Genomic DNA, 13,959 nt, shown 5'->3' on the forward strand with positions numbered 1-13,959 from the left:
TCCCTCCGCTTGGAACTGTTGATGTGGATTATCTCAAATCGCCAATGGCGTTCAGCCAGCGATACAACCTCCTAGCGTCGTCGTTGTCGATGTCATTGCTGAGCAATCAGGATGCTCGGCTGGAGCAAGCCGTGTGCCCGTGGAACGTTGCCGCCAGGGCACCACCCCAGGGCAAGTTGTCGGACAATAGCGGATTGTTGCCACTCGACACACCATGCCCAAGCCCGCCCTTTCCCTGACCGCGCGCATGCTGCCGTGGGCCGCCTTGCTGTTGCCGCCCCTGTTCTGGGCCGGCAATTTCATCGCCGGCCGGGCCATGCGGGACACCGTGACGCCCATGACGCTGGCGCTGGGCCGCTGGCTGATCGCGCTGGCGTGCCTGCTGCCCTTCGCCTGGCGCGGCATGCGGCGGGACGCGCGGCGCTATCTGGCGCATCGCTGGCTTATCCTGGGGACGGCCGTGACGGGCGTGGCGGCATTCAGTTCGCTCGTCTATGTCGGCTTGCACACCACCAGCGCCAGCAATGGCTTGCTGCTCAACTCCTTGATTCCACTACTGATTGTGCTCGCTGGAGCGGTGTTCTACGGCCACAGGCTAACGGCGGGACAAGGTGTCGGACTGCTCCTGTCCTGCGCCGGTGTGCTGACCCTGGTGCTGCAAGGGAATTGGACGCACTGGCGGCAGGTGACACTGGTCCCTGGCGACGCCATCCTGTTGGTGGCGATGGTCTGCTTTTCCTTCTACACCTTGTGGCTGCGGCAATTACCGCCGGAACTGGATCGCATCGGCTTGACCGCCCTGCAGATCGCCATCGCCATCGTCGTGCTGCTGCCGTTCTGGGTGGCGGAGCATGCCGGCGCCGCCAGGACCGACTGGACGCCGGCCAGTGCCGCGGCGCTGCTGTACGTCGGCTTGTTTCCGTCGGTGGGGGCCTACCTGCTCTATATGCGGGCCGTGCAGCACTTCGGCCCCGCGCGTGCCGGGCTGAGCATCCACCTGATTCCCGTCTTTGGCGTGGTGTTGTCCGCGCTGTTGCTGCACGAACAGCTACATGCGTTTCATGCTGTCGGTATTGCCGCCATCGCCGGCGGACTGGTCTGCTCCAGCCTGGGCCCGGCCCGGCGCGCGCCTGGCCGCGTGCAGGGCCGCCAGGAGCCCGGCAATACCTAGTGCCGATTGATGGCATGATGACAGGCCCACGCCGCTTACCCTGCACCTCTACCCTGTTCAGCATCGAGGAAATCCATGACATCTACTGCTGCCCCCGCCGATCGCCAGGCCGCCATCGCTCGCCACCTGGGTGTCACGCCCGCGTTCGATGCTGCCGCTGAAATAGAGCGCCGGGTCACGTTCCTGGCCGACTACCTGCGCGCCACGGGCAAGGCCAGCTATGTCCTGGGCATCAGTGGCGGCGTCGATTCGCTGGTGTCGGGCCGCCTGGCGCAGTTGGCGGTGGAGCGTTTACGCGCGGCCGGCCATCCCTGCACCTTCATCGCCGTGCGCTTGCCTTATGGCATCCAGAAAGACGAGCACGATGCCAGCCGCTCCATGGATTTCGTGGCAGCCGACCGGCGCATGACCGTGGACATCAAGCCCGCGGTGGATGCGCAACGCGATGCGCTGACCGCCGCCGGCCTGGCCCACGTCGATGAAGCCGCGGAGGACTTCATCAGCGGCAACATCAAGGCGCGCCAGCGCATGATTGCGCAGTACGCCATCGCCGGTGCGACCAACGGCCTGGTGATCGGTACCGATCACGCCGCCGAGGCCCTGATGGGTTTCTTCACCAAGCACGGCGACGGTGCGGCCGATGTGGTGCCATTGACCGGCCTCAGCAAACGGCGCGTGCGCGCGTTGGCCACCGCGCTGGGTGCTCCCGCCGATCTCGTCATGAAGGTCCCGACCGCCGACCTGGAAATGCTGCGTCCCCTGCGCCCTGACGAAGACGCCTTCGGCGTCACGTACGCGCAAATCGACGACTTCCTGGAAGGCAAGCCCGTCCCGGCCGACATCGCCAGCATCCTGCTACGCCAGTACGACGCCACCGAGCACAAGCGCAATGCCGCCGTCGCGCCGGCGAACTAGGCAGCCATCAGGCGGCTAATCGCCCCGGCATCGGGCAGGTCCGGCAGGCCATGGATGGTCTTGAACAGGGCCATGACCTTGTCACGCGGCAAGGCGGCGCCCGCGCAATCCTGGAACTTTTCCCACAGCTCGTCATCGGTCATGGGATAGTTCCCATCACGGCATGGCAGATCTTCCAGCCGGCAGGACAGCACCTCACCGGACGCCAGATGAACGATGACTTCGGCGCCCCACAGCCGGTCTCCCGTCAACGGCATGTCGGGGTGCGGGCTGGCGTCGATCCTGGGCAGCAGGCGCTGGATCTCCGGCGCCTGTATGGCTGCCTCGGAGAAATGATCCAGCCGTACCGACCCGCTCAACAGGGCGCGCGCCACCACATACTGGACGCTGAACTTTCCTTCCAGGGCCGTGCGCGGCTGCGGTTTGTTGGTATGCGCCAGCCGATTGCCGTTGGGCAGGATCCGGATACGCGCTATCTGGTCTTCCCGCAGTGAGCGTCCCCCCCGCAGCTGCAGCGCCGCCGTGACGGCGGCATGCGTGCTCCCGCAGCAGGGAAACTGCTTGATGCCGACGGAGCTGCCCGCGATTTCCAGGCTGCCATCCCGTGGTTCCAAGGCCAGCGCCGCCGTGTACTTGCCCCGTCCGTTGTAGACCTCGAAAAAGCCCTGCTTGTCCTCGAAAGTGTCCACCCCTGCGTCGTAGCCCGCCTGCGCCAGCCGCGCGGCCAACAGGCCGGACCGGGCGCACAGCCCGACATGCAAGGGTTTGACCATGCTGCCGAAATTCGCCTTGATGCCGGCAGCCATCGATGCGGCGATCGACAGCGCGGTCGCGAGCCTGCTCTCGTCCAGTCCGAGCAGGCACCCCAGCGCGGCCGCTACGCCAAACACGCCTAGCGTCGATGTGGGATGCCATCCCTTCGCATAATGCTCGGGATTGAGCGCGCGAGACAGACGCACCGTGACCTCCACACCCGTGACATAGGCTCTCAGCACTTCGTCGCCCGTGCACGTGCGCTCCTGGGCGACCGCCAGCAGTGGCGCGACCAACGGCGCGGAATGGTGGCCGCCGAAGACCGCGCAGATGTCGTCGTAGTCCAGCGCATGCGACGCCGTCGCGTTCAAGAGCGCGGCATCCAGGGCAGTGGTCTTTCTCGTGGTGCCCCAGACGAGACAGTCGCCGGAAGATCCGGCAACACCAGCCGCGCTGCCCAATAGCGTTACGCACGGTTCCTGCGCGCCCGCCAGCGCGACGGCAATCGTGTCCGCGATGCAGTTGATGGCGTTACGCGCCGCCTGGTCCGGGCAGGGACCGCGATAGGTACTTAGCGCGAGTTTCGCTACCTGCGTGGCGAAATCCTGAGCGTCGACGAGCTTCACGCTGCGTCCTCCGTAAACGGGAGCATGGTTGCCTCGAGCACACGATCTATTTCTTATCCGTGCCCGGCTTGCTCATGGTCTGGTAGTAGTCCAGCATCGCAACGATATCCTGGCCCTTGCGTCCACCCGCCATGCCCACCGCGATCATTTCCCTGATCACGGATGCCGCGGGCGTGGGCTGCATGAGCCGGCGCCCGAGCTCGATTCCCAGCGCGACATCCTTTTCACCAAGCTCGATCTTGAAGCCAGGCGCGTAGTCGCCTTCGATGGCCTTGGGAAAGCGCTTGAGGAAATGATGCGAGCGGCCGCCGCTCTGCGACAGCACATCGAACAGGGTCTGGGGCTCGACGCCCGCGGCGGTGCCCAAGGCGAACGCCTCCGCGGCCACGACGATATTTCCCATCGACATCATGTTATTGACCAGCTTGACGGTCTTCCCCGTGCCGACGTCGCCCGTCAGGTGCCGCGAACTGCACAGGCAATCCAGGATGTCACCGACGGCCTCGATATCTTCCGGCTTGCCGCCGGTCATGAGCACCAGCTTGCCGGCGGCCGCTTCCAGCGGACCGCCGCTGACAGGCGCATCCACCATCCGTACGCCGCACTTGGCCGCCTCGGCGCCGATGGCGACCATGGTCTCGGGGTCGATCGAACTCAGTTCTATGCCCACGGCGCCCTTCGCCATATGCGCAAGAATGCCGCCCTCGCCCAGCCAGGCATCCAGCGTGATGGCGGGATTGGGCAGGCTCGTCAGCACCACCTCGGCGCCACGGAGGGCCTCCTCCAATGTGGCGACGACCTTGACGCCATCCTTCGCCGCCAGATCGCGGCTGCGCTCGCTGGGGTCATACCCCGTGAGCGCATAACCTTCGCGCGTGAGATGCGCGGCCATGCCGCCGCCCATCTGGCCGATGCCAACAAATGCAAGCTTCTTCTTCATGATGCGTTCCTCGTTGATTTTTCCGTACAGGGTGATCCGCGCAGGCTTCAATCCGCGCGTCCGTTCATTCCTCGACCTTGATCTTTACCTTGTCGACCAGGGCCTGGTAGCCCTTGGCCTGCTCGATCTCGAAAGCGGTCGCCTGCTCGGGATTCGACCCTTCGGCCTGGTACGCCGAGGCCTCCATCCGTTCCTTGAACAGCTTGCTGTGCACGGCGGCATTCACCGCATCGGCAACCTTCTTGCGTATCGCCATGGGCGTATCCTTGGGAGCCCAGACCGCGTACCAGCTGTTCATCTCGAAACCCGGCAAGCCGCTCTCGGCGACCGTCGGCACGTCCGGCAACTGGGGCACGCGCTGTGCCGACGTCACCGCGATGACCCGTATCTTTCCGCTGGGCACATGGGGCAGCACGGATGTCAGCGGCTCGACCATGGCCGTTACCTGCCCACCCATGACCGCCGTGAGGGCCGGCGCGCCGCCGTTGTAGTTGATCAGCGTCGTTTCCGTCCCGCTGCGGCTGCGCAACAGCTCGACGCCCAGATGCCCCGCGGTGCCGGTAGAACTATTGGCCCAGGAGATTTCCCCGGGATGGGCCTTGGCCGCCGCGAACAGCTCGCCGATGGACTTGTAGGGCGCCTTGCTGGACACGACGACGCCCAATGGAACGCGACCGACGATGCTGATCGCATCGAAGTCCTTGATGCCGTCATAGCCGGCCGACGGCCGTATCATTGGATTGACGATCTGATGGTTGGCGTTCAGCAGCAAGGTGTAGCCATCGGGCTTGGCCTGTTTCACATAGCGCGCCCCGACCACACCGCCCGCGCCCGTTTTGTTCTCGATGATCACCGACACATTCAACTGCAAGGACAACTGCTGCGCCAGCACCCTGCCGACCGTGTCCACGCCGCCGCCCGGTGGCGCCGGCACCACCAGCGTGATGGGCCGGTCGGGATAAGCCGCCTCGGCGTTCGCGGCGGCTGCCGCGCCGCCCCCGGCCAGCAAGGCGGCGGCAAGCAAGCCGCGCCTCATGCGCCGCGAAATCGTGCTCTGGCGTATGTTTTTTTTGTACATGATCTTGTCTCCTTCGGCATGGTGGAACACCAGCCTTTGGTGGGGCGAAAACATCAAGTCTTTGCCGCGAACGGATCCCGTTCCTCTCCCGAGAAGTCGACCATCACATTTTTCAGGACACTGAATTCGAGCAGGCCTTCGTCGCCGCGTTCCTTGCCGTAGCCGCTTTCCTTGCGCCCGCCAAACGGCGCTTGCGCCGATACCATCCGATAGGTATTGACCCACACCACACCCGCGTCCATGGCGCGGATCATGCGCATGGCCCGGGAGATATTCTGAGTCCAGACACCCGACGCCAGGCCCAGCCTGGTCCCGTTGGCGATGTCAATCGCCTCTTCCTCCGTATCGAAAGGAATGATGGACAAGACGGGGCCGAAGATTTCGTTGTGGGCCACGGCCATATCCGGATGGACGTCGCGGAAGATGGTCGGCTTGATGAACAAGCCATCCTTGAGCGCCGCCTCCGTGGCGCCGCCTCCGCCGGCCGCCACTTTCGCCCCATCAGTCTTCGCCGACTCGATGGCACCGAGGATGCGCTCGAACTGCGGACGATTCGCCGCCGTGCCCATTTCCGTGGCGGGATCCAGCGGATTGCCCAGGACGATCTTGTTGGCCCGCTCCACCAATTTCTCGATCACGGTTTCATACACGGGACGCTGGACCAGCAGGCGCGACCCCGCGATGCAGGTTTGCCCCGTGGCCGCGAATATTCCCGCCAGCGCGCCGACGATGGCCCGCGGCAGATCGGCATCGTCGAAGATGATGTTGGGTGATTTGCCGCCCAGTTCCAGCGTCACGGGCACCAGCCGCTGCGCGGCGGCCGCCGCCACGCGCCGTCCCACGCCAGGACTGCCCGTGAAGCTGATCTTGTCGACGCCGTCCAGTTCAGTCAGTGCGCTACCGACCGCACCATCGCCCGTCACCACATTGATGACGCCAGGCGGAAAGCCCGCCTCCTCCACGAACCTGCAGAATTCCAGCGTACTTGCGGACGCGTGTTCCGACGGCTTGATCACCGCGCAATTGCCTGCCGCCAGCGCGGCGGGCAATTTGTTGGCAAGCAAGGCGATAGGCGAATTCCAGGCAGTGATCAGCGCGACCACGCCGTAAGGTTCGCGCACGGTGAAATCGAAGATATCGGGATGGTCGAGCGGAATGGTACTGCCGCGCAATTTGTCGGTCAGGCCCGCGAAATACCTGAACACTCGCGCGGCATAGACCATCTGCGCGCTGGTTTCACGGATCACCTTGCCGTTGTCGGTGGACTCGATCACCGCCATCGGCTTGGCTTCGCGTTCCAGGATTTCGGCCAGGCGCACCATCAGCGCGGCCCGCTTCATGCCGGGCATGCGGCGCCAACCGTTGTCGAACGCCTTGCGCGCAGCCGCGATCGCGGCGCGAACGTCGTCCCGGGAAGCCTGTGGAATGGTGGCCCACGGCTGCTGCGTGTAGGGATTCAGCGTCTCGAATCGCTGCCGTTCGGAGCCCGGCGTCCAGGCGCCATCGATGTACATCTCATAGGACTTCATGCGGAAAAATCTCCCAGCGTCAATTTGTAGGTCGCCGCGGCGGTGCCATGGAAGAGTGCCGAACGTTCATCCGGCGTGGCGGATGCGGCGATACGCTTGAATGCGTTCCACAGGACGACATACTCGGCCACGCGCCGATCCACGGGAAAATTGCTTTCGAACATGCAGCGCTGCGCACCGAACATTTCGATGCACGGCTCGAAGTAAGGACGCCAGGCAGCGGCAAGTTCCGCCGAACCGGGTGGCCGGTCCAGTTCGTCGAAATCGAAACCGAACGTCGCGGTGCCCAAGCCACCCAGCTTGACGCGCACGTTCGGGCAGGCGGCGAGCCGTCGCAGGCCCGGCAGCACTTCCTTGAGCGCGCCAGCGCGGTCATTCTGGTAAGGCCCCACGCCGAGCACGCCGCCGACGTGGTCCAGAATCAGGGGAACGTCCGGGAAGGCCTGGGCCAGCGAGATTACTTCCTCGATCTGCGGGTGATAGATCCACGCATCGAAGGAAAGGCCATGCTGCGCCAGCGTCGCATACCCCTGCCGAAATGCAGGGTCGCCATATAAACCCTTGGGCGGCCGGGGTAGCACGCCATGCTTGAAGGCCGCATGCCGTGCACCGGATTGCCGGATGCCCTTGAAGCGGCCTTGTCCCGCTTCGACGTGGGCGGCGAGCACTTCGCCGATCCGCTCGCCCAGCCGCAGGTCGGCATAACCGACGATGCCCGCGGCGATTCCGCCAGCCCCCTTGCCTGCCGCCGCGGTCTGTTCGATCACGTACTCGGTTTCGCCAACCGGCTTCAAATGATCTGGCCCGCCTGTCCTGTACGCATGGCCGCACTGGATGTAGACGGTGGCCGCCACCGCGTGGCCCGCCGCCATGTCCTTCGCCAGATCGCCGACCAGGTAGCCGCCCCAGTGCTCGGAAAAATGGTGATGCGGATCGATGATGGGCAGGTCCGGATCCAGAGCGGTTTCCGTGACGGCGCCCGCATGCTTCGTGACCGGCCGGTGCGCGATGACAGGCAGCGCATCTTCTTCAAGTTCGGACATGGTTGCTCCGGTTCCACTTCGCGTTTGTCTCTTTGATTCGTCTTATCATGACGTTCATATATGTGTACGCTACGTTCAACCTGCAGAACGACTCTACGCCGCTTCCATTGCCGGCGCAACCCTCCCTTCGCATAGAATGCGGATGTCATCGATAGCCTGCCTTGAGGAAAATGTGAGTTCAGACGTGAAGAGCGCAGTGCGTGTGCTACAGATTTTCCAGCTGTTCGCGGAACTCAAGACGCCGGCCTCACTGGCATCCATCAGCCAACGATTGGAGATGCCCAAATCGAGTTGCCAGGCCCTGCTGCGCACGCTCGAAGCACACGGCTACCTGTCCAATCGCGACGACACCAAGGACTACTATCCGACGCGCAAGCTCTTCGAGCAGATGCGGGTGATCGTCGAGCAGGATCCTTTGCTGAAGGACCTGATGCCTTTATTGCAGGCGCTCAGCGATGAAACAGGAGAGACCGTCTTCCTGGCGCGCCGCGAAGGGACACTGGTCCACTACATGGAAGTCGTGCAAGGCCGCCAGACCTTGCGCTTCGCCGGCCTGGCGGGCGACCGCAGCCCGCTTTACATCGGTGCCGCCGGGCAAAGCCTGCTGGGCGGCATGCCCAAGGCCGAGCGCGTGGCCCTGGTGAATCAGCTGGAATTCCAGCGCTACTCACCCAACACCATCGTCAGCGCCAGCGCGCTGCTCAAGCAGATCGACGAAGGCCTGAAGAAAGGCTGGTTCCTGTCGATCGGCGGCTTCCAGCAGGAAGTCTCGTCCATCGGCAACTACGTCTGGCTCAACGACAACCTGTACGCCATCGTGATCGCCGCTCCCACGCAACGGGTGGAGCGCAATCAAAAGAGCATCAGCCGGCACATCGTCGACTTGTGCGCGCGCGTCACCCAGCGCCCGGCCACCCGCCACACACGCTGAGCCATTCCCCCCGCAGTGCCCTGACCCTGCCTGGGCCGCGGGGCGCCTTCGCACGCCCGCTGAGGGTAATCACCAATGCACCGACGCGTCAGCGTGATTAGTATTTGCACATATTGTTTTGCGATATAGCTTATTACATAGCAATAAAGGTGATCCCACATGACTCAGTTCATCCTGACCGGCATCCAAGACAAAGTTGCCGTCATCACGCTCAATCGCCCCGAAAAGCTCAACGCCTGGAACACGGCGATGCGCAATGAAATCATGGCGGCGCTGCGCACCTACGACCAGGACCCGGCGGTCTCGGCCATCGTCATGACCGGTGCCGGCGACCGCGCTTTCTGCGCGGGCCAGGACCTGGAAGAAGCCAAGCACTTCGACGTCGCCCGTTCGGAGGAGTGGATGCGGGAATGGGAGACCTACTACGATTTGCTGCGTAGCCTGTCCAAGCCCCTGATCATGGCGCTCAACGGCACCACGGCCGGCTCCGCCTTCCAGGTGGCGCTGCTGGGCGACATCCGTGTCGGCCATCCGGGCGTGCGCATGGGACAACCGGAGATCAATTCTGGGGTCGCCAGCGTCACCGGCCCGTGGATCATGCGCGAGATGCTGGGCATGTCGCGCACCATCGAGCTGACGCTGACGGGACGGCTGATGGATGCGGACGAAGCCCATCGGATCGGCCTGCTGCACCACGTCGTGCCGGCCGATCAGGTGCTGGCCAAGGCCATGGAGATCGGCCGTGACCTGGCCACCAAGCCTCCCGTGGCCTTGCGCCTGGACAAGCAACGCTTCAAGGAAATGACCGAGGTGGGCTTCCGCGACGCCATCGAGTCCGGCATACGGATACAGGCGCTGTCGTACGCCTCCGGCGAACCCGCCCGCGTGATGGAGGAGTTCTTCCGCAAGCGCGCGAAATAAGTTACACCCGCCACGCCGTGGCGGCGCGGCAAACACATCAACTCGTCGGCAACAGATTTCGGGGAGTACATCATGATGGACCGCATTCAATCCAAACGCCGCAGCCTGGTCAAAGCCATGGGCGGCGGCCTGGCCGCCGTGGCCCTGCCCTTGCCCAGCCTGGCAGCTTCGAAGCAGATCGTGGTGTCGGACCCGGGTGGTCCTTACACCGTGGCGTACCGCAAGGCGTTCTACGATCCGTTCGAGAAGCAGACCGGCATCAAGGTCGTCAGCGTCGCGCGCGAATCGCAGCCCGTGGCGCAGTTCGCCGCCATGGTGCAGACACGCAACTACATCTGGGACGTGACCACGCTGACGCTGTCCGCGGACATCCCGTTCCTGGAAGAACGTGGGCTGCTCGAGCCGCTGAATCTGAAGGCCGCCGACTTTCCCGGCCTGATGCCCGAAGCCCTGACCGCCAACTGGCTGGGCGTGGACGTGTACTCCACCGTGCTGGCCTACCGTACCGACAAGATGCCCAAGGAGCATCCGAACAGCTGGGCGGACTTCTGGGACGTGAAGCGCTTCCCCGGCCAGCGTTGCCTGCGCCGCAATCCGCTGGACACCCTGGAGCAGGCCCTGATGGCCGACGGCGTTCCCATCGATCAGCTGTATCCGCTGGACGTCGATCGCGCATTCCGCAGCCTGGACAAGATACGCAAGTCGATCTCGGTATGGTGGACCGGCGGCGCACAGTCCACTCAACTGCTGCAATCGGGCGAAGTGGACATGCTGTCCCTGTGGAACGGCCGCGCCCAGGCGGCGATCGACGGCAAGGCGCCCGTGAGCATCGTCTGGAACCAGGGCCTGTATTCCATTGAAGGCTGGGGCGTACCCAAGGGCACGCCGCGCGCCGCCGAGGCCAAGGAATTCGTGATTTTCTGCGGCGACGCCAAGCGCCAGGCCGCCTTCACCGACGACCTGGCCTATGGCCCCACCAATCTCAAGGCCTACGACTTCATCAAGCCGGAGCGCGCCGCGCTGCTGCCCACGGCCAAGGACAACCTCAAGGGCATGCGCCTGCCGGACCCCGCCTGGTGGCAGAAAAATCGCCAGGCCGTCACGGAACGCTTCAACGCCTGGATCATCGGTTGACGGAAGACGGCCATCACGGACTCCTCCATGCCAGATTCTCCTCAGTTCTCCTCCCTGCGGCCCAAGTTGCAGACCCATGGGCTAAGCAAGCGCTATGGCGACACGCTGGCGCTCGCGCCCACCGACTTGCGCGTGGAAAGCGGTGAATTCCTGACCCTGCTGGGCCCTTCCGGTTCAGGCAAGACGACGCTGCTGCAGATGATCGCCGGCCTGGTTGCTCCCACCGAGGGCAGCCTGGAGATCGATGGCAAGGACGCCACCCGCATGCCGGCCAGCGAGCGCGGCATCGGGCTGGTGTTCCAGAGCTATGCCCTGTTCCCGCATCTGACCGTGAGCGAGAACGTCGCGTATCCCCTGCGCATGCGCAAGGTCGCGGCGGCGCAACTGGCTGGCGACGTGGCGGAGGTGCTGGACATGGTGCGCATGGGGGAATACGCCAACCGCTATCCGCACGAGCTGTCGGGCGGCCAGCAGCAGCGCGTGGCACTGGCGCGCTGCTTTGTCTATCGCCCCGCCGTGGTGTTGCTGGACGAACCGCTGGGTGCGCTGGACAAGAAATTGCGCGAGCACATGCAGCTGGAGATCCGCCGCCTGCACAAGGCGCTGAATGCCACGTTCATCTACGTGACGCACGACCAGGAGGAAGCCCTGACCATGTCCGATCGCATCTGCCTGATGAACCGGGCCAGGATCGAACAGCTGGGCACGCCGCTGGAACTGTACGACCGGCCGGTCTCCCGTTTCGCGGCGAACTTCCTGGGCAACTCGAATATCCTCGAAGGCCGCCTGGATGCCGGCGGCCTGTCCTGGAAGGACCGCACCCTGCCCTTGCCCCCGACCAACGGCACGGCGGACAAGGGCGCCGGCGACGGTACCGCCGCCTTGCTGGTGCGGCCGGAAACCGCGCGTCTTTGTGCCCCCGAGCAGGCGCTGGTGCAAGGCACCGTGTCGCAGGTGGTCTTCACGGGTGCCGATATCCGCGTGCACATCGATCCCGGCTGCGATTTCGAATTCCTGGTGCGCAGCAAGCGCGATACGGCGCCCACGCCCGGCGATCCCGTCGGCGTCACCTGGAACCCGGGCGAAGCGGTGCTGCTACAGCGCTAGGCACGCGGAACAGACCATGGCAGCGATCCCTATCCGTACTCCCCTGCGCGCGCGCTTTGCCCGCATCGCGGGCATAGGCGGCGCCGTGCCGGCGCTGTGTTTCCTGGCGCTGTTCTTCTGCCTGCCGGTGGCCGAGATCCTGGTCAACGCCGTCGTCGGCCAGGAAGGCCAATTGAGCGTGGCGCAGTTCCAGCGCCTGGCGGGCAACGCGGTTTATCTGCGCGTGCTGGGCAACACCTTCCTGATCTCGCTGCTCACCGCGCTGGGCTGCATCCTCATCGGCTATCCCATTGCGTATTTCCTCAGCCGCCTGCCGGACCGCGGCCGCGCGCGCTGGCTGGTTTGGCTGCTGATTCCCTTCTGGACCAGCTGGCTGGTCAAGACCTTCGCCTGGATACTGCTGCTGTCGCGCACGGGTGTGTTCGGCACCTTCCTGGTGTGGACCGGCATCGATGCCAGCCCGTCCGCGCTGGCGCCCTCCATGGGCGGCGTGCTGGCCGGCATGATCCACGGCATGCTGCCGCTGGCCATCATGACCATGTTGCCCATCATGCAGGGCATCGGCGACAGGCTGACGCTGGCCGCACAGACCCTGGGCGCATCCCGCATCGAGGCCTTCTTCACGGTCTACCTGCCGCTGTCCATGCCCGGCGTGGCCGCCGCGGGACTGCTGGTGTTCATCACCAGCCTGGGCTTTTTCATCGTGCCTGCTTTGCTGGGTACGCCGGCGCAGACCATGGTCGCGCAACTGGTGATCTCGACCATCCTGGAGCTGTTCGACATGCATTTCGCGGGCGCGCTATCGCTCGTGCTGCTGATCTGCGCCCTGGTCGTGTTCCTGCTGTACGACAAGCTGGTCGGCCTTTCCACCCTGGGCGGCGGCGATACGGCGCGGCCGCCGGGCACCTCGCGCATCATCCGTCTGCTGGTGGTGATCGGCCGCGTGGTCGACGGCGCGGCGCGCGGGCTGGCCGGCCTGACCGGCCGGCGTGCGGCCCGGCATGCGGACACCGCGGCACGGGACGCCAACCAGCCTGGCCTGCCGGGCCTGCGCGTCTACGCCTGGGTGGTGATGCTGGTGCTGCTGCTGCCGGTCGCCATCATCCTGCCCATTGCCTTCACCGATTCCTCCTTTCTCGCCTTCCCGCCGCGCGGCTTCAGCCTGCGCTGGCTGGAAGGTTTCTTCACCTCGCCCATCTGGCAGGCTGCCCTGTTTCGCTCGCTGGGCGTGGCGCTGGCCACCGCCATCGGTTCGCTGGCGTTGGGGTTCGGCGGCGCGCTGGCGCTGGTGCGCTTGTCGCCGACCGCCGCCAAGGCCACCTTCGCCTTCCTGATCGCGCCCTTGATCGTGCCGCGCATCGTCACCGCGGTGGGCCTGTTCTACCTGTTTTCCCGTCTCGGCCTGGCGGGCACCAATACAGGGCTGGTCATCGGCCACATGGTGCTGGCCATACCCTATGTCGTGATCACGATGGCGGCCGCCCTGAAGAATTTCGACTGGCGCCTGGTGGATGCCGCCTACACGCTGGGCGCGTCGCCCTTGAACCGGCTGACGACCGTGATGCTGCCGCTGCTCAAGCCCGCGCTGGTCGCCTCCTTCCTGTTCGCCTTCCTGGTTTCCTTCGACGAACTGACCATCGCCATCTTCGTCAGCGGCGGCCTGAAAACCACGCTGCCCAAGCAGATGTGGGACGACATGCTGTTGTCCGCCAATCCCACGCTGGCCGCTGTTTCCTTCGTATTGGTGATGGCCATCGCCGTCGCCGTGCTGCTGCTTTCCCTGACCCGGCGCAATCGCGCACGCTAATCGC

The 13,959-nt window shown here is 64.8% G+C and carries 12 protein-coding genes; 7 read left to right on the forward strand and 5 right to left on the reverse strand.

The window, feature by feature from the left end; all coding sequences use genetic code 11:
* The first annotated feature begins 214 nt into the window (after positions 1-214).
* On the forward strand, positions 215-1,171 hold the full coding sequence (locus tag CEY05_RS11490; protein ID WP_088601077.1) for a DMT family transporter: 957 nt from the start codon (positions 215-217) through the stop codon (positions 1,169-1,171).
* A 75-nt stretch (positions 1,172-1,246) separates the two neighbouring features.
* The gene (gene nadE, locus CEY05_RS11495) at positions 1,247-2,086 is read left to right on the forward strand and encodes an ammonia-dependent NAD(+) synthetase (protein WP_088601076.1); all 840 of its coding nucleotides are present in this window, start codon (positions 1,247-1,249) and stop codon (positions 2,084-2,086) included.
* On the opposite strand, the gene CEY05_RS11500 is transcribed toward nadE, so the two are convergent.
* The 5 genes from CEY05_RS11500 to CEY05_RS11520 are packed head-to-tail and all read right to left on the reverse strand — an operon-like array spanning position 2,083 to position 8,055.
* The gene (locus CEY05_RS11500) at positions 2,083-3,465 is read right to left on the reverse strand and encodes an MmgE/PrpD family protein (RefSeq protein ID WP_158219321.1); all 1,383 of its coding nucleotides are present in this window, start codon (positions 3,463-3,465) and stop codon (positions 2,083-2,085) included. The two genes, nadE and CEY05_RS11500, sit on opposite strands and share 4 nt — an antisense overlap.
* Positions 3,466-3,511: 46 nt before the next feature.
* Positions 3,512-4,456: an NAD(P)-dependent oxidoreductase gene (locus CEY05_RS11505; protein WP_088601074.1), complete on the reverse strand. Its 945-nt coding sequence runs from the start codon at positions 4,454-4,456 to the stop codon at positions 3,512-3,514.
* 13 nt (positions 4,457-4,469) lie between these two features.
* Positions 4,470-5,483: a tripartite tricarboxylate transporter substrate binding protein gene (locus CEY05_RS11510; protein WP_158219322.1), complete on the reverse strand. Its 1,014-nt coding sequence runs from the start codon at positions 5,481-5,483 to the stop codon at positions 4,470-4,472.
* 53 nt (positions 5,484-5,536) lie between these two features.
* Positions 5,537-7,012 (reverse strand): aldehyde dehydrogenase, encoded by a 1,476-nt coding sequence (locus CEY05_RS11515; protein ID WP_088601072.1) that lies wholly within the window; start codon positions 7,010-7,012, stop codon positions 5,537-5,539.
* Complete coding sequence (locus CEY05_RS11520; RefSeq protein ID WP_088601071.1) at positions 7,009-8,055, reverse strand: amidohydrolase; 1,047 nt, start codon at positions 8,053-8,055, stop codon at positions 7,009-7,011. The genes CEY05_RS11515 and CEY05_RS11520 overlap by 4 nt, the downstream gene beginning before the upstream one ends.
* Positions 8,056-8,239: 184 nt before the next feature.
* On the opposite strand from CEY05_RS11520, the gene CEY05_RS30910 reads away from it, so the two are divergent.
* The 5 genes from CEY05_RS30910 (at position 8,240) to CEY05_RS11545 (ending at position 13,955) form a co-directional block, all read left to right on the forward strand.
* Positions 8,240-8,986, forward strand: a complete 747-nt coding sequence (locus CEY05_RS30910) for an IclR family transcriptional regulator (RefSeq protein WP_158219323.1) — start codon at positions 8,240-8,242, stop codon at positions 8,984-8,986.
* Between the two features lie 159 nt (positions 8,987-9,145).
* Positions 9,146-9,907: an enoyl-CoA hydratase/isomerase family protein gene (locus CEY05_RS11530; RefSeq protein ID WP_088601069.1), complete on the forward strand. Its 762-nt coding sequence runs from the start codon at positions 9,146-9,148 to the stop codon at positions 9,905-9,907.
* A 75-nt stretch (positions 9,908-9,982) separates the two neighbouring features.
* Positions 9,983-11,041: an ABC transporter substrate-binding protein gene (locus CEY05_RS11535; protein ID WP_233161494.1), complete on the forward strand. Its 1,059-nt coding sequence runs from the start codon at positions 9,983-9,985 to the stop codon at positions 11,039-11,041.
* A 27-nt stretch (positions 11,042-11,068) separates the two neighbouring features.
* On the forward strand, positions 11,069-12,148 hold the full coding sequence (locus CEY05_RS11540; RefSeq protein ID WP_369825921.1) for an ABC transporter ATP-binding protein: 1,080 nt from the start codon (positions 11,069-11,071) through the stop codon (positions 12,146-12,148).
* Between the two features lie 16 nt (positions 12,149-12,164).
* Positions 12,165-13,955: an ABC transporter permease subunit gene (locus CEY05_RS11545; RefSeq protein WP_088601067.1), complete on the forward strand. Its 1,791-nt coding sequence runs from the start codon at positions 12,165-12,167 to the stop codon at positions 13,953-13,955.
* Positions 13,956-13,959 lie beyond the last annotated feature (4 nt).

It is taken from the genome of Achromobacter sp. HZ34, assembly GCF_002209485.1.
GTDB lineage: Bacteria > Pseudomonadota > Gammaproteobacteria > Burkholderiales > Burkholderiaceae_B > Bordetella_C.

Excerpts from the sequence above, each read along its gene's own strand:
- CEY05_RS11490 (WP_088601077.1), top strand. The coding sequence starts at position 215 with ATGCCCAAGCCCGCCCTTTCCCTGACCGCGCGCATGCTGCCGTGGGCC.
- nadE (WP_088601076.1), top strand. The coding sequence starts at position 1,247 with ATGACATCTACTGCTGCCCCCGCCGATCGCCAGGCCGCCATCGCTCGC.
- CEY05_RS11510 (WP_158219322.1), bottom strand. The coding sequence starts at position 5,483 with ATGTACAAAAAAAACATACGCCAGAGCACGATTTCGCGGCGCATGAGG.
- CEY05_RS11515 (WP_088601072.1), bottom strand. The coding sequence starts at position 7,012 with ATGAAGTCCTATGAGATGTACATCGATGGCGCCTGGACGCCGGGCTCC.
- CEY05_RS11520 (WP_088601071.1), bottom strand. The coding sequence starts at position 8,055 with ATGTCCGAACTTGAAGAAGATGCGCTGCCTGTCATCGCGCACCGGCCG.
- CEY05_RS11530 (WP_088601069.1), top strand. The coding sequence starts at position 9,146 with ATGACTCAGTTCATCCTGACCGGCATCCAAGACAAAGTTGCCGTCATC.
- CEY05_RS11535 (WP_233161494.1), top strand. The coding sequence starts at position 9,983 with ATGGACCGCATTCAATCCAAACGCCGCAGCCTGGTCAAAGCCATGGGC.
- CEY05_RS11540 (WP_369825921.1), top strand. The coding sequence starts at position 11,069 with ATGCCAGATTCTCCTCAGTTCTCCTCCCTGCGGCCCAAGTTGCAGACC.
- CEY05_RS11545 (WP_088601067.1), top strand. The coding sequence starts at position 12,165 with ATGGCAGCGATCCCTATCCGTACTCCCCTGCGCGCGCGCTTTGCCCGC.